This window comes from Streptomyces sp. NPDC023527 (assembly GCF_055560115.1).
This window is the reverse complement of record NZ_JBVHJJ010000011.1, coordinates 12,600-33,705: the sequence shown is the minus strand read 5'-3', so window position 1 is coordinate 33,705 and position 21,106 is coordinate 12,600. Positions and strand designations below refer to the sequence as shown.

Annotated in this window: 18 protein-coding genes; 9 read left to right on the top strand and 9 right to left on the bottom strand. The window is 74.4% G+C overall.

Translation table 11 applies throughout. From position 1 onward, the window contains the following. Nucleotides 1-13: 13 nt before the first annotated feature. Nucleotides 14-760, bottom strand: a complete 747-nt coding sequence (locus tag ACZ303_RS21925) for a peptidyl-tRNA hydrolase (RefSeq protein ID WP_467341475.1) — start codon at nt 758-760, stop codon at nt 14-16. A gap of 57 nt (nt 761-817) precedes the next feature. Here ACZ303_RS21925 and ACZ303_RS21920 point away from each other — a divergent pair, with 57 nt between their 5' ends. Together ACZ303_RS21920 and ACZ303_RS21915 are read left to right on the top strand one after the other, a co-directional pair. After that, nucleotides 818-1,900 carry an ATP-binding cassette domain-containing protein gene (locus ACZ303_RS21920; RefSeq protein WP_467341473.1) on the top strand — a complete coding sequence of 361 codons (1,083 nt, stop codon included), beginning with the start codon at nt 818-820 and terminating at the stop codon, nt 1,898-1,900. After that, complete coding sequence (locus ACZ303_RS21915) at nt 1,897-2,565, top strand: ABC transporter (protein ID WP_467341471.1); 669 nt, start codon at nt 1,897-1,899, stop codon at nt 2,563-2,565. The genes ACZ303_RS21920 and ACZ303_RS21915 overlap by 4 nt, the downstream gene beginning before the upstream one ends. Before the next feature lie 446 nt (nt 2,566-3,011). On the opposite strand, the gene zapE is transcribed toward ACZ303_RS21915, so the two are convergent. Further along, nucleotides 3,012-4,151, bottom strand: a complete 1,140-nt coding sequence (gene zapE / locus ACZ303_RS21910; protein ID WP_467341469.1) for a cell division protein ZapE — start codon at nt 4,149-4,151, stop codon at nt 3,012-3,014. 71 nt (nt 4,152-4,222) lie between these two features. Between zapE and ACZ303_RS21905 the strand changes: the two genes are divergently transcribed. Together ACZ303_RS21905 and ACZ303_RS21900 are read left to right on the top strand one after the other, a co-directional pair. Further along, nucleotides 4,223-5,020 carry a pyrimidine reductase family protein gene (locus ACZ303_RS21905; RefSeq protein ID WP_467341467.1) on the top strand — a complete coding sequence of 266 codons (798 nt, stop codon included), beginning with the start codon at nt 4,223-4,225 and terminating at the stop codon, nt 5,018-5,020. 158 nt (nt 5,021-5,178) lie between these two features. Next, the gene (locus tag ACZ303_RS21900; protein ID WP_467341465.1) at nt 5,179-5,655 is read left to right on the top strand and encodes an indole-3-glycerol phosphate synthase; all 477 of its coding nucleotides are present in this window, start codon (nt 5,179-5,181) and stop codon (nt 5,653-5,655) included. Nucleotides 5,656-5,683: 28 nt separating this feature from the next. Here the strand turns inward: ACZ303_RS21900 and ACZ303_RS21895 are convergent, their stop codons facing one another. Both ACZ303_RS21895 and ACZ303_RS21890 read right to left on the bottom strand, forming a co-directional pair. After that, nucleotides 5,684-6,376 carry an ABC transporter ATP-binding protein gene (locus ACZ303_RS21895; protein ID WP_467341463.1) on the bottom strand — a complete coding sequence of 231 codons (693 nt, stop codon included), beginning with the start codon at nt 6,374-6,376 and terminating at the stop codon, nt 5,684-5,686. Next, on the bottom strand, nt 6,373-7,437 hold the full coding sequence (locus ACZ303_RS21890; RefSeq protein ID WP_467341461.1) for an ABC transporter permease: 1,065 nt from the start codon (nt 7,435-7,437) through the stop codon (nt 6,373-6,375). Before ACZ303_RS21890 ends, ACZ303_RS21895 begins: the two co-directional genes overlap by 4 nt. A gap of 336 nt (nt 7,438-7,773) precedes the next feature. Here ACZ303_RS21890 and ACZ303_RS21885 point away from each other — a divergent pair, with 336 nt between their 5' ends. The 4 genes from ACZ303_RS21885 (at nt 7,774) to msrB (ending at nt 11,520) form a co-directional block, all read left to right on the top strand. Further along, nucleotides 7,774-8,943, top strand: a complete 1,170-nt coding sequence (locus tag ACZ303_RS21885) for a sensor histidine kinase (protein ID WP_467341861.1) — start codon at nt 7,774-7,776, stop codon at nt 8,941-8,943. After that, on the top strand, nt 8,940-9,581 hold the full coding sequence (locus ACZ303_RS21880) for a response regulator (RefSeq protein ID WP_467341459.1): 642 nt from the start codon (nt 8,940-8,942) through the stop codon (nt 9,579-9,581). The genes ACZ303_RS21885 and ACZ303_RS21880 overlap by 4 nt, the downstream gene beginning before the upstream one ends. 103 nt (nt 9,582-9,684) lie before the next feature. After that, entirely contained in the window at nt 9,685-11,082 is a 1,398-nt protein-coding gene (gene murC / locus ACZ303_RS21875) for a UDP-N-acetylmuramate--L-alanine ligase (protein ID WP_467341457.1), read from the top strand. Between the two features lie 30 nt (nt 11,083-11,112). Beyond that, nucleotides 11,113-11,520 carry a peptide-methionine (R)-S-oxide reductase MsrB gene (gene msrB, locus ACZ303_RS21870; RefSeq protein ID WP_467341455.1) on the top strand — a complete coding sequence of 136 codons (408 nt, stop codon included), beginning with the start codon at nt 11,113-11,115 and terminating at the stop codon, nt 11,518-11,520. Between the two features lie 26 nt (nt 11,521-11,546). Here msrB and ACZ303_RS21865 read toward each other — a convergent pair whose 3' ends face one another. From ACZ303_RS21865 to lpdA, 3 genes are all read right to left on the bottom strand, one after another. Next, on the bottom strand, nt 11,547-11,840 hold the full coding sequence (locus ACZ303_RS21865; protein WP_467341453.1) for a hypothetical protein: 294 nt from the start codon (nt 11,838-11,840) through the stop codon (nt 11,547-11,549). 124 nt (nt 11,841-11,964) lie between these two features. Beyond that, nucleotides 11,965-13,701, bottom strand: a complete 1,737-nt coding sequence (gene treZ, locus ACZ303_RS21860; RefSeq protein WP_467341451.1) for a malto-oligosyltrehalose trehalohydrolase — start codon at nt 13,699-13,701, stop codon at nt 11,965-11,967. Between the two features lie 99 nt (nt 13,702-13,800). Continuing rightward, nucleotides 13,801-15,228 (bottom strand): dihydrolipoyl dehydrogenase, encoded by a 1,428-nt coding sequence (gene lpdA, locus ACZ303_RS21855; RefSeq protein ID WP_467341449.1) that lies wholly within the window; start codon nt 15,226-15,228, stop codon nt 13,801-13,803. 98 nt (nt 15,229-15,326) lie between these two features. On the opposite strand from lpdA, the gene ACZ303_RS21850 reads away from it, so the two are divergent. Further along, entirely contained in the window at nt 15,327-16,208 is an 882-nt protein-coding gene (locus ACZ303_RS21850) for a LysR family transcriptional regulator (protein ID WP_467341447.1), read from the top strand. A gap of 1 nt (nt 16,209) precedes the next feature. Here ACZ303_RS21850 and treY read toward each other — a convergent pair whose 3' ends face one another. Together treY and glgX are read right to left on the bottom strand one after the other, a co-directional pair. Next, complete coding sequence (treY, locus tag ACZ303_RS21845) at nt 16,210-18,645, bottom strand: malto-oligosyltrehalose synthase (protein WP_467341445.1); 2,436 nt, start codon at nt 18,643-18,645, stop codon at nt 16,210-16,212. A 43-nt stretch (nt 18,646-18,688) separates the two neighbouring features. Continuing rightward, nucleotides 18,689-20,815, bottom strand: a complete 2,127-nt coding sequence (glgX, locus tag ACZ303_RS21840) for a glycogen debranching protein GlgX (protein WP_467341443.1) — start codon at nt 20,813-20,815, stop codon at nt 18,689-18,691. Nucleotides 20,816-21,106: the final 291 nt, after the last annotated feature.

The following is a 21,106-nucleotide window of genomic DNA, read 5'->3' as shown; positions in this document are numbered from 1 at the left end:
GCGACCGCGGGAGTCAGCCCGGCAGCCGGTCCCGCAGCGCCGGGTGGTCCGCTACGACCGTGCACGACCCCGGCGCGATCTCGGTGAACCCCGCGTCCCGCACCACCGGCAGCCCACTGGCCGTCAGGCCGGCCCACCGGCCGGGCTCGGCCGTCCGTACCGCCAGCGCGAAACCGGCCTTCCGCCAGGCGTCCCGCGCCCCGGCGTCCAGCTCCCACCACGCCAGCTGCGCGCCGTGCCCCGCCTGCGCCATGGCCTTGCCGGCCGACATCTCCAGCTCCGGGTTCAGCCACAGCACCGGCACCGACGCGTCAGGCGCCACCGGCGGCCCGGGGTCGTCCAGGTCGGTGCCCGACACCTGGAGCTTCACCAGCTCCTTGGGCCAGCCGTCCAGCGGTACGGGCGGGAAGACCCGCACCTGAGCCCGCTCGCCCTCCACCGTGATGCCCGGCAGCCCCGACGCCTTGCGCCACTCCGCGCCCCGCGCCCGCCGCACCACCTTGCGGATCCTGGCGTCCTGCCAGTCCCGCACGGCCCGCGCCCACTCGCCGTCGCCCTCGCCGTCGGCACCGGAGAGCGACCGCTCGTCCGACAGCAGCGTGAGCACCGCGCGCGCCGCGGTCTCCAGCGCGTCCGTACGAGCGGGCGGCTCGGCCTTTTCCATCCGGACGACGAGCGGCAGGACGAACTGCGGTGCTTCGTCCCGGGGGTCGTCGGTCTCGGTGGCGGGGGCGGAGGAAGTGGTGTCAGGGCTGGTCACCTCCCCAGTCTGCCAGCCGTCCGGTGAGCGCTCGGCCGGGCCCGTTAGGGTGACCGCATGAGACTCAGGGGGGTCGGGCGCCGCTACGGACCGGGTGGCCCGTGGGTACTGCGCGACATCCATCTCGACGTGCCGCGGGGCGCCCTGCTCCGCGTCGAGGGCGCCAACGGCAGCGGCAAGTCCACACTGCTGCGCCTGCTCGCCGGCATCGACGCCCCCACCGCCGGCCGCGTCACCGGCCGGCCGCGCACCGCGTACGTCCCCGAACGCTTCCCCGCGGCCATGCCCTTCACCGCCGCCGGATACCTCACCCACCTCGGCCGCGTCCACGGGCTGAGCCGCTCCGACGCCGCGCGCGCCGCCCGGAGCTGGCTGGAACGTTTCGGCGCGGGGGAGCACGCCCGTACGCCCCTGTCCGAACTGTCCAAGGGCACGAGCCAGAAGGTCGCCGTCGCCCAGGGCCTCCTCGCCGAGTCCGGCCTCCTGGTCCTCGACGAGGCATGGACCGGCCTGGACCGCGCCTCCCGCGCCGTCCTGGACGGCGCGGTCGCCGACCGCGTGGCCGCCGGGGCGACGGTCGTCTTCGTCGACCACGACCCGCGGCGCCTGGCGGGCGCGGCGGACGCGGTCTTCCGGGTGGCGGACGGGCGGGTGGCCGAGGCGGCGCGGGACGCCGGGGCCCTGCCGGGCGGGGTGCCGACCGCCGGGCCGCCCGTCGCGGAGCCGGGTGCCACGGTCCGGCGTGCCGGTGCCGGTGCCGGTCCGCGTCCCGGGGCCGAGGGGGCGCTGGGTGCCACCACCCCGCGAGCCGCCCCCGGGCTCCGTGTCCCGGCGGAGGCCGAGCGGCTGCCCGGCGCCCGCCCGGCCGGGGCGGATCGGGCTGCCGGCTCCCGGCCCCGCGTCCGCGTCGAGGCCGAAGGCCCGCCCGGCGCCCGGCTGCCCGACGCTCTGCCCGGTGATCCGCTGCGGGAACCGGCGCCCTCCGGCGACGGCGCGGCCGCCCGGACGGCCACCGCCCGGCTGACCGTCCCGGCCGCGTACTCCGACGCCTTGCTGCGCGCCCTGCTCGAAGCGGCCTGGCACATCCGAGCCGTGACGCCCGTGCACCCCGAACGTCCCGAAGGAGAGCCGGGCCGATGACCGCACTGTTCCGCTATCAGGCCGCCCTGCTGCTGCGCTCGCACCGATGGCTGCCGCCGCTGCTGCTCTACGGCATCTTCATGGCCGTGGGCGTGCAGGGTGGGCAGCCCGTCCTGGACTGCTTCGGCTGGGCCGCCGCCGCGCTGTTGCCCACGGCCGCCTGGCTGGTGCGCGTCTGTGTGACCAATGAGCCCGCCGCGGCCCGCGACTGCGCCGCCGCGGCGGCCGGGCCCGGGCGCGTGCACCTCGCCGCGATCCTCGCCGCACTGTCCGCCTCGACCGCCCTCGCCGTCGCCGGCACCGCCCTCGTCGCCGCGATCTGCGACCCCCGCGGCGCCGATCACCAGGTGGCGGTGGACCTCTGGCCGGCGACCGCCGCGGGCCTGCTGGCCGCCGTCGCGTGCGTGCTGCTCGGCACGGCCGTCGGCGCGCTGTGCAACCGGCCCCTGCTGCGCAGCACCGCCTGGGCCGTGCCCGCCACGATGCTCGCGGCGTTCCTGGTGCTCTTCGCCGGGGTGTCGCCCGCGAACGCCGCCGTGACGGGCCTGGTCACGGGCTCCCGCAGCGGCACGGTGTCGCTGTCGCCGCTGCCGGTCCTGGAGGCGGGGCTGCTGGCGGGGGTGGCGGTGGGGGTGGCCTGCCGGGTCGCCTCGCGGCGGGCGTGAGCACGGGGCTCCGCCCCGGACCCGGGTCCTCGATCGCCGGGCCGGGCTTGATGTGGTGCGGGTCCGCTTGCAGCGGTGGCCTGCCGGTGGCGGGGCGGCGGGCCTGAGAACACGGGGCTCCGCCCCGGACCCCGGTCCTCAAACGCCGGACGGGCTGGTTTGGCATGGGCCCGCTCGTAGCGGACGGAGGGCGGGTCGGCAGTTCCCTGGCGACGGGTCCTGGGGTCGCACCCTGGGCCGACCCGCGGCGAACGCGCGCCCCCGACGGCCGTCAGGCGAGCGCCGGACAGGCCGTACACCAGGCCCGTCCGGCGTTTGAGGACACCACCAGGTGCGGGCCGCCGCTCCGCGCGCCCCGGCCGGTCGTCGGGCAGGCGCGGACAGGCCGTACATCAAGCCCGTCCGGCGATTGAGGACACCACCTCGGTGCGGGTCAACGACTCCGCCTAGTCAGCGACCAGCGACTTCGCGTCGCGCGCCAGCGCCGTCAGCCGCGAGATCGCCCGGAAGTACTTCTTGCGGTAGCCGCCGTTCAGCATCTCCTCGCTGAACAGCTCGTCGAACGGCCGCCCCGACGCCAGCACCGGCACCTCGCGGTCGTACAGCCGGTCGGCGAGGACCACCAGCCGCAGGGCCGTGGACTGGTCGGCGACCGGCGTCACACCGGTCAGGCACACGGCCCGCACGGAGTCGCACATCGCGCCGTAGCGGCTCGGGTGGACCTTGGAGAGGTGGTCGAGCAGCGCGGGGAAGCCGTCCAGGGAGGCGCCGGGCGTCGCGTGCGCCGTACGGGTGACGGTGTCGTCGTCGTACGGGGCCGGCGCCTCCGGCAGGCCGCGGTGGCGGTAGTCCTCGCCGTCGATGCGCAGCGAGCGGAAGTGCGCGGACAGGCCCTGGATCTCGCGCAGGAAGTCGGCCGACGCGAAGCGGCCCTCGCCGAGCTTGCCCGGCAGCGTGTTGGAGGTCGCGGCGAGCGCCACGCCCGCCTCGACGAGCTTGCCCAGCAGGGTCGAGACGAGCACGGTGTCGCCCGGGTCGTCCAGTTCGAATTCGTCGATGCACAGCAGCCGGTGGTCGCTGAGGGTCCGTACGGTCTGCTGGAAGCCCAGCGCCCCGACGAGGTTGGTCAGCTCCACGAAGGTGCCGAACGCCTTGTGCTCCGGCGCGGCCGGCGTGGCGTGCCACAGGGAGGCCAGCAGGTGGGTCTTGCCGACGCCGTAGCCGCCGTCGAGATAGACGCCGCGCGGACCGGTGGCGGCGGGCTTGGCCTCGCGCCGGAACCAGCGCTTGCGGCCGGTGCCGCTCGCGCTCGCGCCGCCGAGTCCGGCGGCGAAGTCGCCCAGCACCCGTACGGCCTCGGCCTGGCTGGGCTGATCGGCGGCCGGGATGTAGTTGTCGAAGCGCACCGAGTCGAAGCGCGGCGGCGGCACCATCTCGGCGACCAGGCGGTCGGCGGGGACGTGCGGGGCGCGCGAGGTGAGCGCGATCGGCGCACCGGGCACGGGCCCGGCCGTGGGCTCGGCTATGGGACCGGAGCCGTCGGCGGACGGCGAGACGCTGGAGGCGGAGGCGGTGGAGGACGACACAGCGCTCCAGCCTAGCCGCTGTCCGCGCACCGCCGGGCCCGGGAACAGCGAGCCATGTCACACTGCCGCTTATGCGACGCCTGTTCCCCCTTCCTGTTGACCCGCTCGACCCGTCCGACACCGAAGACCGCACCTGGGACCTGGCCGAACTGGCCGAGGCCTACGCCTACCCCGAGACACCGGGCGGCGCCGCGGGGCAGGGCGGACACGGATGGCTGCGGGCCAACATGGTCTCCTCCCTCGACGGCGCGGCCCATCACGAGGGGCGCTCCCAGCCGCTTTCCTCCGACGCCGACATGCGCATCTTCGGCACGCTGCGGGGCCTCGCCGACGCCGTGGTGGTGGGGGCCGAGACCGTACGGCAGGAGGGGTACCGCCCCGCGCGGGCCCGCGCGGCGTTCGCGGCGCGCCGGGCGGCGCTCGGTCAGGGCCCGGCGCCGGCGATCGCGGTGGTGAGCGCCGGGCTCGATCTGGACTTCACGCTTCCACTGTTCACCGAGCCGCTCGTGCCGACCATCGTGCTGACCGGTGACGGCGCGCCCGAGGACCAGGTCGCGGCGGCGCGCGCGGCGGGCGCCGAGGTGATCGTCGCGGGCGAGGGCCGACGGGTCGACCCCGGGCTCGTACCGCAGGTCCTGGCCGAACGGGGCCTGACGCGGCTGCTGACCGAGGGCGGTCCGCGGCTGCTGGGTCAGTTCGTGGCGGCGGGGGTGCTGGACGAGATGTGTCTGTCGCTGGCACCGGTGGCGGTCGCGGGAACGGCGGCACGGATCGTGAACGGCCCTTCGATCGCGGTGCCGGAACGATTCACCCTGGCGTCGGTCATAGAAGAATCGGGTTTCCTCTTCACCAGGTACCACCGGATCTGACAATCGGCGGAATTCCCCGTTCCGGTTGCCGGTCGATGGGCAGAATTGAGTCAGACGCGCCCCCAGGGGCACGAGGTCAGAACAGGCGGGCCCAGGGGGGCACGCGCAGGATGGTTTCTGTTGGGCCCGGTGGCCCACGTAGGAGAAGGGCTCCCACCGTGTTCACGAGCGTATTGATGATCGAACAGGCGCTGTCCGCCGAGGACGTCGACTTCGTCACCAGCCTCCACGACGACCAGATGTCCTTCGTGGTGCTCATGCAGCCCAGAGGCGCCGAGGACCGGCTGCTGCGCGCCATCGACGACGTCGCCCTCGGCGAGCTGGAGCAGGCCGTCCACGAGGCCGACGAGCCCGAGGGCGAGCAGGCCCGCCGGCCCGCGGCGATGGCGCTGGAGCACTCGCTGCGCCTGCTCCGCGACGCCGGCAACGAGGCCGTCGGCCAGCTCATCGACGGGCACCCGCTCGACCTGCTGAGGTCGGTGGTCGAACAGACTCACGCGGACGAGGTGATCGTGCTGACCGCCCCGCACCTGGTCGAGGAGTTCTTCCACCGCGACTGGGCCTCCCGGGCCCGCCACAAGGTCGGGGTGCCCGTCCTGAAGCTCTACGCCCACAACGACGCCGACGAGGAGTGATCCCTCGACAGTCGCCCCCTCAAGGGCCTCAGGCCCCGCCCAGGCGGCCGTCGCCCATCGCCAGCACCCGGTCGGCACGGCCGAGCAGCCCCCGGTCGTGCGTGACCAGCACCGTCCCCGTGCGATGCCGCCGCGTCACCTCCGCCAGCAGGTCCACCACCCGCTCACCGCGCTCGTGATCGAGCGCCGAGGTCGGTTCGTCCACCAGGAGGACGGACGGGCCGCCGAACAGCGCGCGGGCGATGTTCACGCGCTGCCGTTCACCACCGGACAACCGGTGCGGGCGGCGGCGCCGCTTCGCCGCGTCCAGACCGACCGACTCCAGCAGCTCGGTGGCGCGCCCCCGCGCGGCCCGCACGCTCCCGCCGCGCAGATGCGCCACGGCCAGCAGCTGTTCCTCGGCCGTCAGCGACGGCAGCAGATTCGGCTGCTGGAACACGATGCCGATCCGCTCGCGGCGCAGCGCCGCGCGCTCCTTCTCGCCCATCCGCGCCGTGTCCCGCCCGGCCACCAGCACCCGGCCGCGGTCCGGCCGCAGCAGCGTCGCCGCGACCGCCAGCAGGCTCGACTTCCCCGAGCCCGACGGGCCGACGACCGCCACCAGCTCGCCCGGCGCCACGGTCAGGGACACCGCGTCCAGGGCCGTCAGCCGGCGGTCACCGTCCGGATAGGTGAGTCCGACGTCCTCCAACGCCAGGACAGCGGTCGCAGCGGTGGTCATCGGTTCGCTCCCAGCGCGGTCAGCGGGTCGACGGACGTGATGCGGCGTACGGCCAGCGCGGAGCCGGCCAGCCCCAGCACCACCATCGCCACCAGCGGTACGGCCACCGTGGCCGCGCCCAGCTCGAACGGAACCGCCGCCGACGCCAGCGCGCCGCCGCCCGCCCCCACGGCGGCGCCCAGCGCGGCCCCGCCGACCAGCACGGCGGCCGCCTGCCCGAGGGCGTCGCGCACCAGATAGCCGCCGCTCGCCCCCAGCGCCTTGAGCACCGCCACCTCCGGGCGCCGCTGCACCGTCCACACGGTGAAGAAGGCCCCCACCACCAGCGCGCTCACCACGAACAGGAAGCCCTGGACGAGCCGGAGCGTGCCGTGCTCGGCCGCGTAGCCGTCGATCCCGTCGAGCGCCGCGTCGGTCCGCACCGCCTTCGTGGACCGCGCGACGGCACCGACAGGGCTGCCCCCGCCGGTCACGGCGAGCGCGGTCGGCCCCGCCTGATGACCGACCCGCTGCCAGGTCGCGAGCGTCGTCCACACGCTCGGGGCGTGCCCGTGGCTCCGGTCGGCGGTGATGCCCGAGACGGTCAGCTCCTCGGTACCGAGGGTGACCCGGTCGCCCACCCGGATGCGGCCCTCCCGTGCGACGCACTCGCTCACCGCCAGCCCGCCGTCGCCGGGCCCGGAGCCCGACACCAGGCCGGGCCGCAGCCACTCGGACGTACCGAACGCGCTCACCGACGCGGCCCTGCCGTGCGCCGTCAGCCGGGTCATCGCCACACCCAGCGGCTCGGCCCGGCCGACCCCCGGCGCCTCCCGCCACGCCCGCAGCTGACGGCCGTCGACGGTGCTGTTGGAGAACGACACCTCGGGCTCGGCCCCGGCGGGCGCCCCGAAGACGATCCGGTCCGCCCGCAACCCGGCCACGGCCGACGTCGCCTCCCGGGACAGACCGTCGGTCAGGCCGTAGAGGAAGACCACGAGCGTGGTGATGAGCGCGACGACGGCCCCCATGAGGGCGAACCGCCCCCGGGCGAAGCGGATGTCACGCAGCGCGACGAACACGGCAGGAAACCTTCTCGGACGACTCGGGCAACGACCCCTCCACGATCGGGCCCGGGCGCCGCGCCGCCATCAGGGCAAGGAGCGGTCTTCGGCTCGTCCGTACGGTGCGGCCGGAAATCAATCGAACGGTTGATGGGTACGGCGGAGGAGCGTCCGGAGCGGACCCGTACGCTCGATGGGGTGAGTCGAACGAGCGCATCCCTCTCCGCCGCGACCGGTACATCCGGCCGCCGGTACGGCGCGGGCGCCCGGCTCCGCACCCGGCGGCGGCCCACGGCCCCGGCCCCGGACGGTGCCAGGGCGGGATGCGCGAGCGACGAGCACCCCGTCGCCGAGATGCCCGCTCTGAGGCTGGTCCGGCTCGCACTGCACTGCGCGTTCTACGCCCTGCTCGCCATCGCCCTCGCCCCCGCCGCCGCGGGGATGAAGCCGACCGCCCCCCTGCTCCCCGGCATCGCGCTCGCCACCGCCTACGCCCTCGGCGTCATCCGGCGCGCGCCCCGCCCGGGGCTCTGGCTCGCCGTCGTCACCGCCTTGTGGCTGGTGCTCCTGGCCATGGACCACCGCTTCAGCTACATCGCCTTCCCGCTCTTCTTCCTCTTCCTGCACGCCATGCCGGTCCGCTGGGCGCACCCCGCCATCGCCGCGGCCACCGCCGCCGTCGTGGCCGCCCAGGCCGCCGCGCCCGGCGGGCTCACGGCCGCCAAGGTCATCGGCCCGGTCGCGGGAGCGGCGGCGGCCGTCCTCACCGGCTACGGCTACGCCGTCCTCTACCAGGAGAGCCGCCGCCGGCAGCACCTCATCGACGACCTGGTCCGCACCCGCGACGAGCTCGCCGCCGCCCAGCGCGAGGCGGGCCGGCTCGCCGAGCGGCAGCGCCTCGCCCGCGAGATCCACGACACCCTCGCCCAGGGCCTGTCCAGCATCGTCCTGCTCGCCCGCGCCGCCGAGACCGCCGACACCGACACGGCACGCGCGCGCATGCGCGAGGTCGGCCGGACCGCCTCCGACAACCTCGCCGAGGCCCGCCGCTTCGTCCAGGCCCTCACCCCGCCCGCCCTCGACGACGCGCCCCTGCCCGAGGCACTGCGCCGCGTCACCGCGGGGACGCTGCCCACCGCGGCCTTCCACCTCGACGGCGAGCCCTGCCCCCTGCCCGTGGAGACCGAGGTGGCCCTGCTACGCCTCACCCAGGAGGCGCTCGCCAACGTCGCCCGCCACGCCCGCGCCGACCGCGCCGCCGTGACCCTCACCTACCTCGACGGCCAGGTCACCCTCGACGTCTACGACGACGGCGTCGGCTTCACCCCGGACGCCCCCGGCGCACCGGACGGCCGCCGCACCTTCGGCCTCCACGGCATGCGCGAGCGCATCGCGGAGCTCGGCGGCACCCTGACCGTCGAGTCCGCCCCCGGCGAGGGCACGGCGGTCGCCGCGGCGCTGCCCGTACGTCCGGACGCGCCCGCGCACCCGCACGGCTCCACCGAGGGCACGGAGGCGGCGTGAGCGGCGTCATCCGCGTGCTCCTCGTCGACGACCACCCCGTCGTACGGCGCGGCCTGCGCGCCATGGTCGACGACCTGCCCGACGTGACGGCCGTCGGCGAGGCCGCCGACGGCGGCGAGGCGCTGCGCCTCCTCGACGGCGGCGCCCGGCCCGACGTCGTCCTGATGGATCTCCAGATGGGTGCCGGCATGCACGGTGTGGAGGCCACCCGCCGCATCACCGCCCTGCCCGACCCGCCCGCCGTGCTGATCCTCACCACCTACAGCACCGACGCCGACATCCTCGCCGCCGTCGAGGCCGGTGCCACCGGCTACCTCCTCAAGGACGCCCCGCCGGAGGAGGTCGCCGCCGCCGTCCACGCCGCCGCGCGCGGCGAGACCGTCCTCGCCCCGCCCGTCGCCGCACGCCTGCTCGGCCGCGTACGGACCGGCGGCAGGCCCGCCCTGTCACCGCGCGAGACCCAGATCCTCGGGCTCCTCGCCGAGGGACTGGCCAACCGGCAGATCTCCCGCCGCCTCTTCATCAGCGAGGCGACCGTCAAGACCCACCTCGTGCACATCTACGGAAAGCTCGGCGTCGACAGCCGCACCGCCGCCATCGCGGCGGGCCTCACGACGGGTCTGATCCGCCCGGTGTGACGCCGGTACGGCACCGGTGGGACGGGCGCGGGCGGGACTGTCGGTGGCGGGTGCGAGAATCGGTCCCCGTAGCCCCACCGCCAACCCCCAGGGAGCACCGCACATGGCACCGGCCGTCCCCACGACGATGGACCGACCGCACTTCATCGGCATCGGCGGCGCCGGCATGTCGGGCATCGCGAAGATCCTCGCCCAGCGCGGCGCGGCCGTCGCCGGCAGTGACGCCAAGGACTCCGCGACCGCCGAGGCCCTGCGCGCCCTCGGCGCCACCGTGCACATCGGCCACGCCGCCGCGCACCTGGCCGAGGACGCCAGCTGTGTGGTCGTCTCCAGCGCCATCCGCGCCGACAACCCCGAGCTGGCGGCCGCCGCCGAGCGCGGCATCCCCGTCGTGCACCGCTCCGACGCCCTCGCCCGCCTGATGGACGGCCTGCGCCCGATCGCCGTCGCCGGCACCCACGGCAAGACGACCACGACCTCGATGCTCGCGGTCTCCCTCGACGCCCTCGGCCTGGCCCCGTCGTACGCCATCGGCGGCGACCTCGACGCCCCCGGCTCCAACGCCCGGCACGGCGACGGCGAGATCTTCGTCGCCGAGGCGGACGAGAGCGACCGCAGCTTCCACAAGTACGCGCCCGAGGTCGCGATCATCCTCAACGTGGAGCTCGATCACCACGCGAACTACGCGTCGATGGAGGAGATCTACGAGTCCTTCGACACCTTCGTCGGCCGCATCCGGCCCGGCGGCACGCTGGTCGTCTCCGCGGACCAGGCCGGCGCCCGCGAGCTGACCGAGCGCGTCTCGGGCCGCTACGACATCGAGGTCGTCACCTACGGCGCGGCCGAGGACGCCGACGTACGGGTCCTCAAGGTCAACCCCCGCGGCCTGACCAGCGAGGTCACCGTCCTCCTGGGCGGCAAGATGCTGACCTTCACCGTCTCCGTGCCCGGCAGCCACTACGCGCACAACGCCGTCGCGGCCCTCGCCGCGGGCGTCGCGCTCGGCATCCCCGTGCACAACCTCGCCTCCGCGCTCGGCAAGTACACCGGCGTCAAGCGCCGCCTCCAGCTCAAGGGCGAGGCCGGCGGCGTCCAGGTCATCGACTCCTACGCCCACCACCCGACCGAGATGACCGCCGACCTGGAGGCCATCCGGGGCGCGGTCGGGGACACCGCGCGCGTGCTGGTCGTCTTCCAGCCGCACCTCTTCAGCCGCACCCAGGAGCTCGGCACGGAGATGGGCCAGGCCCTCGCCCTGGCCGACGCCTCCGTGGTCCTGGACATCTACCCGGCCCGTGAGGACCCGATCCCCGGCATCACCAGCGCCCTGATCATCGACGCGGCCCGGGAGGCCGGGGCGGACGTCCGCCCCGAGGCCGACATGGCCGCGATCCCGGACGTCGTCGCGGGAATGGCGCGCCCGGGCGATCTCGTTCTGACCATGGGAGCGGGCGATGTGACGGACCTCGGTCCGAAGATCCTGGCCCGCCTGGAGAGCTGACACCCGGCAGGAACGGAAGGAACGCGCGACATGTCGTACGAGGTCGAGAAGACGGACGAGCAGTGGCGCGCGGAGCTGACGCCGGCGGAGTACGAGGTGCTCCGCCGGGCCGGCACCGAGCCCGCCTTCCGCGGTGAGTACACCGACACGACCACGGCCGGTGTCTACTCCTGCCGCGCCTGCGGCGCGGAGCTGTTCCGGTCGACGGAGAAGTTCGCGAGCCACTGCGGCTGGCCGAGCTTCTACGACCCCAGGGACTCCTCCGCCGTCGAGCTGATCGAGGACCGCTCGCACGGCATGACCCGCACCGAGGTGCGCTGCGCACGCTGCGGCTCGCACCTCGGCCACGTCTTCGAGGGCGAGGGCTACCCCACCCCGACCGACCAGCGCTACTGCATCAACTCCATCTCGCTGCGCCTGGAGCCGGACGCGGGCTGAGCCGCGCGCGGCCCGTTCCCGGCGGCCTACTTCTTCGCGCCGGCCAGGCCCTTCTTGAGGTCGTCCGCGTTCATGACGGGGTGCAGCTCGATCTCGGCCTCCAGTTCGAGGAAGAGCTGCTCACAGATGGCGGGCATCTGGGAGGCGTCCTCCATGTCGAAGACCATGAGACAGGTGCGGCCGCCGTCCAGCGCGGTGAAGTAGGCGGCCTCGGGGTGGAGCTGTGCCATCAGCCCCTCGATGACCTTCCCCAGCGAGCCGCTGCGGAACGCCTCGTTCCCGGCACGGGTGTCCATCCGCGCTCTCAGCAGGGTGCGCATGGCGCATCACGCCCTTCGGTACGACGCACCGCACCCGGCGCTCCGGCTCCGCGCTCACTGAGGCGCGGATACGCCCTCCTCAAGGGTCTCTCCGGTGGCCCCCGACCGCAACGGCCGTCCCTCGTCAACCGCGCCGCAGCACGGCCGCCGACTCGGCCGGCAGCAGCAGCGGGCCGCCGTCGGCAGGCAGCTCCACCGGCCGCCAGGCGGCCAGCACCTCCGTGGGCCGTGCCGCGCCGAGCGGTACGGCGGCGGGCCGGCCCGTCGGGTTGACGGCGACGCACAGCGAGCCGCGCAGCAGCACGGTCGTCAGGTCCTCGGCGACGGTGACGGCGGTGTCCGACAGCGGCGCGGTGGCCGGCTCGGCGCGCCGCAGCGCGATCAGGCGCCGGTGCCACTCCAACAGCTCCCGGTGCGGTGCGCGCTCCGCCTCGCCCCAGTCCAGGCAGGAGCGCCCGCGCGTGGCCGGGTCCTGCGGGTCGGGGATGTCCTCCGCCGCCCACCCGTGCGCAGCGAACTCCCGCCGCCTCCCGGTGCGTACCGCCTCGGCCAGCGGCGGGTCCGTGTGGTCGGTGAAGTACTGCCAGGGGGTACGGGCGCCCCACTCCTCGCCCATGAACAGCATCGGCGTGAAGGGCCCGCACAGCACCAGCGCGGCGGCGCACGCCAGCAGACCGGGGGAGAGGTGTGCCGAGAGCCGGTCGCCCAGGGCCCGGTTGCCGATCTGGTCGTGGGTCTGCGCGTAGCCCAGGAGCCGGCAGGCGGGCGTCTTCGGATCGAGGGGTCGGCCGTGGCGGCGGCCGCGGAAGGCGGAGTGGGTGCCGTCGTGGAAGAAGCCGCCGGTCAGTGTCTTGGTCAGGGCGTGCGCCGGATCGGCGGCGAAGTCGGCGTAGTAGCCCTGGGCCTCACCGGTCAGCGCGGTGTGCAGGGCGTGGTGGAAGTCGTCGTTCCACTGCGCGTGGATCCCCTGCCCGCCGGCCTCGCGCGGGGTGGTGGTGGCCGGGTCGTCGAGGTCGGACTCGGCGATGAGGAACAGCGGCCGCCCCAGCCGCGCGGCCAGCGCGTCGACGGCGCCGGACAGCTCGGCCAGGAAGTGCTTCGGCCGGGTGTCGGCCAGCGCGTGCACCGCGTCCAGCCGCAGCCCGTCGAGGCGGTAGTCCCGCAGCCAGGCCAGCGCACTGCCCGTCAGATACGCGCGGACCTCGTCGGATCCGGGGGCGTCGAGGTTGACGGCGGCGCCCCACGGCGTCTCGTGGGTGTCGGTGAAGTACGGGCCGAACGCGGGCAGATGGTTGCCCGACGGCCCCAAGTGGTTGTGCACCACGTCCAGGACGACTCCGAGCCCCAGCGCGTGCGCCGCGTCCACGAACCGCAGCAGCCCCTCCGGACCGCCGTAGGGCTCGTGCACGGCCCACGGCGCCACCCCGTCGTACCCCCAGCCGTGCCGTCCCGGGAACGGGCACACCGGCATCAGTTCCACATGGGTGATCCCCAGCTCCGCGAGATGCGGCAGCCGCCCGGCCGCCGCGTCGAAGGTGCCCTCCCGGGTGAACGTCCCGACGTGCAGCTCGTACAGCACCGCACCGGGCAGCGGCACCCCCGGCCAGTCCCGCCGCCACGGGAACCGCCCGAGGTCCACGACGGCGGAGAGCCCGTCCGGACCGTCCGGCAGCCGCCGCGAGCGCGGATCGGGCAACACCGGCCCGCCGTCGAGGGCGAAGCCGTAGCGACTGCCCTCGGTCGCGGAGGCCCCACACCGCCACCAGCCGGCCCGGGCCGGATCGGGCTCCATGGGGTGCTCACCACCGTCGACGACCAGAGCGACCCGCCCGGCCCCGGGCGCCCACAGCTCGAACAGCACGGCCGGCTCCTCTCGACGAACGTGACGGTGGTGACAGCGCCGTCGCCCACCGCTGGGAAGCACCATGGTGCCGCGTCGACGCGCTGTCCACCGCCGGTTCTACTGCTGGTGCAGCCCGCGCCCCGCCAAGGACAGGAAGGCCTCGCCGACCGCTTCGGAGAGCGTCGGGTGCGGGTGGATGTGCTGGGCGACGTCGGTGGGCTCCGCGTCCCAGCCCACGATCAGCTGGCTCTCCGCGATCATCTCCGAGACGTGCGGGCCCACCAGGTGGACGCCCAGCACCGTGCCGCCCCGCTCCGCGACGACCTTCACCACGCCGCCCTGCCCGTGCACCATGCCCTTCGCGACGGCCGTCAGCGGCATGGAGTTGACCTCGACGTCATGACCCCGTTCGCGGGCCTCCGCCTCGGACAGGCCGACGGACGCGGTCTGCGGGCTGGAGTAGGTGACACGCGGCACGGCCGCGTAGTCGACCGGCCGGGGCGTCCGGCCCGCGAGGGTCTCGGCGACCAGGAGGCCCTCGGCGAAGGAGGCGTGCGCGAGCCCGAGCGAAGGGGGCGGCAGCAGGTCGCCGACCACGTGGACGCCCGGCACGGACGTCTCCAGGCGCGACCAGTCGGCGGGGGCCACAAAGCCCCGCGCGTCGGTGGCCAGACCGGCGGCCGCCAGGCCCAGGCCGTCGGTGACCGGCACTCGGCCCACGGCCACCAGCAGCCGCTCGGCCTCCACGGTGCGCGTCTCCCCGCGCGCGGTACGGACCACGGCCCGCACTCCGCCCTCCGTCACCCGGGCGTCCTCCAGCCGCGCGCCCACCTGGACGTCGATGCCGCGCTTCTTCAGACCCCGCGTCAGATGGCGGCTGACATCGGCGTCCTCCAGCGGCAGCAGCCGCTCGGCCGCCTCCACCAGCGTCACCTCGGCCCCCATCGACCGGTGCAGGGACGCGTACTCCACCCCGATCGCGCCGCCGCCCAGGACGATCACCGAGCCCGGCAGCCCCGGCGCGAACAGCGCGTCGTCGCTGGTCACCACCCGCGCGCCGTCCGGCTCCAGACCGGGCAGCGTCCGCGGCCGCGAACCCGTGGCCAGCACGACGCCGCGCCGGGCCGTCCAGACCGTACCCGCCTCGGCGCCGGAGTCGATACGCACCGTCCGCGCGCCGGTGAGCGACGCGGAACCTCGCACCACGCGTACGCCCGCGTGCGCCAGATGGCCCTCCACACCGCGATGGTTGCGCGAGACGATGTCGTCACGGGTCGCGGTGAGCGCCGACCAGTCGACCGAGTCCAGCGTCGCCTTCACGCCCCACCGCTCGCGCGCCTCCGCGATGCCGTCCACCAGCTCGGCGGCGTGCAGCATCGCCTTGCTCGGGATGCAGCCGCGGTGCAGGCACGTACCGCCCACCAGATCACGTTCGGCGAGGACGACGTCGAGTCCGAGCGCGGCGGCCCGCAGGGCGGTGCTGTAGCCGCCGGTGCCGCCACCGATCACGAGGACATCCGTGGAGTGGTCACGTATTTCTGCCATGCCCCAACCCTGCGCCCGTCAGGGATTATGAGTCCAACGCAATGTTTCGATCGAGGCGATGACAGCCCTTCATGAGCTGTCCGTCCACGGGGGGTCCCATGAGTCTGCGGCAGATGGAGTACCTGGTCGCGGTGGTCGAGGAGGAGTCCTTCACGCGCGCCGCCGACGCGCTCAACGTCACCCAGTCCGCCCTCTCCCACCAGATCAAGGCGCTGGAGCGGGAGGTCGGCGGCGCCCTCCTGGAGCGCCGCACCCGCGGCATCGGGCTCACCCCCATGGGCCGCGCCTTCCTGCCCCACGCCGAACTGGCCGTCCGCAGCGCCGAACAGGCCCGCCGCGCCGCCAAGGCCGCCGCCGGCGCGGCGGGCGGCGAGCTCCACGTCGCGTCGCTGCACGCCCTCGCGGTCGGCGTGCTGCCACCGGTGTTCGCCCGCTGGCGGCGCGAGTTCCCCGCCGTCCGCCTCCATCTGCACGAGTACGCCACCACCGAGGAGCTACGCGACCACATGGAGCGCGGCGTGGCCGACATCGCGGTCGGCCCGCGCCCGGAGGACTGGCCCGGCCCCGTCGTGTCCCTGGGCCACGAGGAGATCACGCTGATCACCGCCGCCGACGACCCGCTGGCCGACCGCACCGAGCCGGTACCGCTGCCCGAGCTCGCCGACCGCGACTGGGTGCGCTGCGCCCTCGAACCGCTCGTCCAGGGGCGGCGCTGGCTGGACTGGGTCTGCGCGCAGGGCGGCTTCACGCCCCGTACGGCCGTGTGGACCGAGCACTCCTCCACCGCCGTGCGGATGGCCGTGGCCGGCGTGGGTCTCGTCGCCGCCCCCGTGCACATGGCACGCGATGTGCCCGGTGCCGTGGTCGTGCCCGTGGACCAGCCCTGGCGGCGCGAGCAGACCGCCTTCTCCCGCGTCGAACTCACCGGGACGACGGCCGCCTTCGTCGCCCTCTGCCGCGAGCTGACGTTCCCGGGGTAGCTCACGCCCGTACGAGCAGCGCCACCGGCCAGGGGCCCAGCAGCTCGGCCAGCTCCACGCGCCCGGCGAAGACCCGCCCGGTCAGCAGTTCGCGCCAGTCGCCCCCGCCGGGCAGCGGCAGGGCCGTCCCCCGCCAGCCGCCCGCCTCCGTCAGCCGCCGGTGCAGCCGGGTCACGGCGGAGACCACCTCACCGGAGCGGGCGAAGGCCACGCAGTGACCGCAGGCCGGGCCGAGCGGGGCGAGCGGCTCGTACGAGGCGCCGGGGCCGAACCAGCCGGGGTGCGCGCGCCGCAGCCGCAGCGCCGCCCGGGTCAGGCGCAGCTTCTCGGCGGACAGCCCGGTGGGCTCCTCGCCCGGAAGGTCCGGCACCCGCCGGTTGTCCGGGTCGACCAGGGCGGCGTACAGGCGCTCGGTGCCCATGTACAGGTCCGGCACGCCCGGCATGGTCAGGTGCAGCAGGGCCGCGCCGAGGGTGTTGGCCCGTACGGCCGGGCGGAGGGCCTCCTCCAGGGGGGCGAGCGCCGCCCGGTCCGGGCCGCACGGGCCCGCCGCGATCCACGCCTCCACCGCCGTCTCGTACGCGCCGTCCGGCTCGGTCCAGGTGGTGGTCAGCCCGGCCTCGCGCACGCTCTTGAGGACGGCCGGGGCGAGCCGGTCCGTGTCCGGCGCCCCGAGCCCGAAGGCGCTCTGCCAGGCCAGCCACGCCACATGGGCGTCGGGCGCGGCGGCCCCGGCCGACAGGCGGTCCAGCAGCGCGGCCCAGGCGGTGGGGCATTCGGTCAGCGCGGCGATCCGGGCCCGTACGTCGGCGCTGCGCTTGGTGTCGTGGGTCGACAGCACCGTGCCGGTGGCCGGCCAGTCGCGCTGGAGCCGGGCGCAGTAGGCGTGGAAGGCGGCGGGGGAGACCGCGGGGCGGTCGGGGACGCCGCCGACCTCTGTGGCCGACAGCAGGGGCGCGTGGCGGTAGAAGGCGGTGTCCTCGACGGACTTGGCGCGCAGCGCGGACGCGGTCTGGGCGAAGCGGGCGCAGAAGTCCCGGTGGTCCGGCCCGGTTCCCAGGCGGCCGAGCGCCGCGTCCCGGACGACCTCGACGACCTCCGCCTCCCGCGGCACGGCGAAGGCCGCACGCGCCCCCTGGGCGGCCTGGTCGAGCAGGGTGGCGTCCACGGGGGCGGCGGGCTCCCCGGGGACGGCGTAGGGCCGGTAGACGGGGAGCCGGACGAGGATCTCGCGCAGGGCGGTGCGCAGGGCCCAGGGGGCGTGGTCGCGCAGCGGGTGGGCGCTCTCGCAGACCCGGGCGGCGGTGCGCACCAGCCGCTCGGTCTCGGCGGCGAGCTCATGGGTGATCACCTTGTAGGCGGCGCGGCGCACGGTCGCGGGCCAGTCGCCGCCGCGGTCGGGCGGCAGCCCGGTGAAGGCGCGGTAGGCGGCGCCCAGTTCGGCGGCGCCCTCGGGGTCGGTGAAGAGGCCGTCGAGGTGGCGCAGGGCGTCGTAGCCGGTCGTACCGGCGACCGGCCAGTCGGCGGGCAGCCGTTCGTCACCGCTCAGGATCTTCTCCACGACCGTCCACCGGCCCTGCGTCGCCTTCGCGAGCCGCCGGAGGTAGCCGGCCGGGTCGGCGAGCCCGTCCGGATGGTCGACGCGCAGCCCGTCGATCACCCCCTCGCGCAGCAGCTGGACCACCTTGGCGTGGGTGGCCTCGAAGACCTCGGGGTCCTCCACCCGGACCGCGATCAGCTCCGAGACGGTGAAGAACCGCCGGTAGTTCAGCTCGGTGCGGGCCAGCCGCCACCAGGCGGGCCGGTACCACTGGGCGTCCAGCAGCTCGGGCAGCGGCAGCCGTTCGGAACCGGGCCGCAGCGGGAAGACGTGGTCGCGGTAGCGCAGCACCTCCTCGGCGCCGCTCTCCACGGCCCCGCTCTCCACGGCCCCGCTCTCCACGGCCCCGCTCTCCACAGTGCCGCTCTCCACCGTGAAGTGCGTCAGCTCCTCGCCCAGCCGGCCGGCCAGCACCGGCAGCAGTACCTTCCCGCCGTGCTCGGACCAGTCGATGTCGAACCAGCGCGCGTACGGCGAGGCCGGCCCGTCCCGCAGGACCTGCCACAGCGCGCCGTTGAGCCGCAGCGGCGCCGGCGCGGCCATGTGGTTGGGGACGATGTCGAGGATCAGGCCGAGCCCGTGCGAGCGGGCGGTACGGGCCAGGGCGCGCAGCCCCTCCTCACCGCCGAGCTCCGCCCGTACGGCCGAGTGGTCGACGACGTCGTAGCCGTGGGTGGAACCCGGCACGGCCTCCAGCACGGGCGACAGGTGCAGGTGCGACACCCCGAGGGCGGCGAGGTGCGGCACGGCTCGCTCGGCCGCCCGGAAGGGGAAGCCGGGCTGGAGCTGGAGCCGGTAGGTGGCGGTCGGCGGTGCGGCAGCGCTGTCGGGCGTCATGGGAACGTACGTACCCGCAAACGGGCCGTCATGCAGCGGCGGACTACGCCGGGCGCTGCAACACCACCAGACTGCGGTCCGTCAGCGTCAGGTGGTCACCGGCCTGGACCTTCGGCCCGTCGGTCTCCACGCCCCGGGGTCGGGCGGTGTCGACGACGACCTGCCACTGCCGGCCGTGGTCCACCGGCACGACGAAGTCGAGCGGCTCGTCGTGCGCGTTGAACATCAGCAGGAACGAGTCGTCGACGACCGGCTCGCCGCGCGGACCTGGCTCGGAGATCGCCCCGCCGTTGAGGAAGACGGTCAGCGACTTGGCGTGCGAGGCGTTCCAGTCGGCGTCACGCATCTCCTCACCCTCATGGGTGAACCACGCGATGTCGGAGAGCTCGTCGTGCGTGCCCTGCACCGGGCGGCCGTGGAAGAAGCGGCGGCGCCGGAAGACGGGGTGGTCGCGGCGGAGCCACACCATGGCGCGGGTGAACTCCAGCATCCGCCGGGACCGGGCGGAGGAGGTGTCGGCCGGGTGCGGCCAGCGCACCCAGGAGATCTCGTTGTCCTGGCAGTAGGCGTTGTTGTTGCCGTGCTGGGTGCGCGCGAACTCGTCACCGTGGCTGAGCATCGGCACGCCCTGGGAGACCATCAGCGTGGCGACGAAATTGCGCATCTGCCGCTCGCGCAGGTCGAGCACGTCGGGGTCGTCGCTGTCGCCCTCCACGCCGCAGTTCCAGGACCGGTTGTGGCTCTCGCCGTCGCGGTTGTCCTCGCCGTTGGCCTCGTTGTGCTTGTCGTTGTACGAGACCAGGTCGTGCAGGGTGAAGCCGTCGTGACAGGTGACGAAGTTGATGGAGGCCAGCGGCCGCCTGCCGTCACCCTGATAGAGGTCGGAGGAGCCGGTCAGACGGGAGCCGAATTCGGCCAGGGTCGCCGGCTCGCCCCGCCACAGATCCCGTGACGTATCCCGAAATTTGCCGTTCCATTCGGCCCACAGGGGAGGGAAGTTCCCCACCTGATAGCCGCCCTCCCCGACGTCCCACGGCTCGGCGATCAGCTTCACCTGGCTGACGACCGGATCCTGCTGCACCAGGTCGAAGAACGACGACAGCCGGTCCACCTCGTGGAACTGCCGCGCCAGCGTCGCCGCCAGGTCGAAGCGGAAACCGTCCACCCGCATCTCGGTCACCCAATAGCGCAGCGAGTCCATGATGAGCTGGAGGACGTGCGGGCTGCGCATCAGCAGGGAATTGCCGGTGCCTGTCGTGTCCATGTAATAGCGGGGGTCGTCCGTCAGCCGGTAGTACGAGGCGTTGTCCAGCCCCCGGAAGGACAGCGTCGGCCCCAGGTGGTTGCCCTCCGCGGTGTGGTTGTAGACCACATCGAGAATGACCTCGATGCCCGCCGCGTGCAGCGCCCGCACCGCCGACTTGAACTCCAGCACCTGCTGACCCCGGTCGCCCCAGGAGGCGTAGGCGTTGTGCGGGGCGAAGAAGCCGATGGTGTTGTAGCCCCAGTAGTTGGCCAGCCCCGAGTCCGCCAGCCGGTGGTCGTTGACGAACTGATGGACCGGCATCAGCTCGATCGCGGTGACCCCCAGTTCCGTCAGGTGCTCGATCACCGCGGGGTGCGCCAGCGCCGCGTACGTCCCGCGCACCTCCTCCGGCAGCGCGGGGTGGCACATCGTCAGGCCCTTTACATGGGCCTCATAGATGACCGTACGGTGATAGTCGGTGCGCGGCGGCCGGTCGTCGCCCCAGTCGAAGTACGGATTGACCACCACGGACGTCATCATGTGCGGCGCGGAGTCCATGTCATTGCGCTTCTCCGGCCGCCCGAAGTGGTAGCCGTAGACCGCCTCGCCCCAGTCGACGGCGCCGCTCACCGCCCTGGCGTACGGATCGAGCAGCAGCTTGGCGGAGTTGCAGCGGTGCCCGCGCTCCGGTTCGTACGGGCCGTGGGCGCGGAAGCCGTACCGCTGGCCCGGCATGATGCCCGGCAGATAGGCATGGCGCACGAACGCGTCGCTCTCGCGCAGCTCCACCGCCGTCTCCGAGCCGTCGTCGTGCAGCAGGCACAACTCGATCCGCTCGGCGGCCTCGGAGAAGACCGCGAAGTTGGTGCCGGCGCCGTCGTACGTGGCGCCGAGGGGATACGCCTGTCCCGGCCAGACCTGCATGAGTCGACTCTTCCATGATGTCGTGGGCTTCTCGGCACCGAACCGGCATCCTTGCCCAACCGGAGCCGTCGAGCCGCCCTTTCGGCAGATCTTCCCCAAAAGGAGCGCACCCACGGCCCCCTCCGGCTCGTCCAACCGGGTGACTGGCCCGTACCCGCCCCTCACCGGCCGGTTTCGATGCCCCGCGAACACCCGGGCGCGCACCTGCCGCTATGAAACCGCTCACTCCGCGCCCGCGGGCCGAATACAACCCCTACCAAGGACGGGAGAGTTGGTGGAGGACCGGCCGCG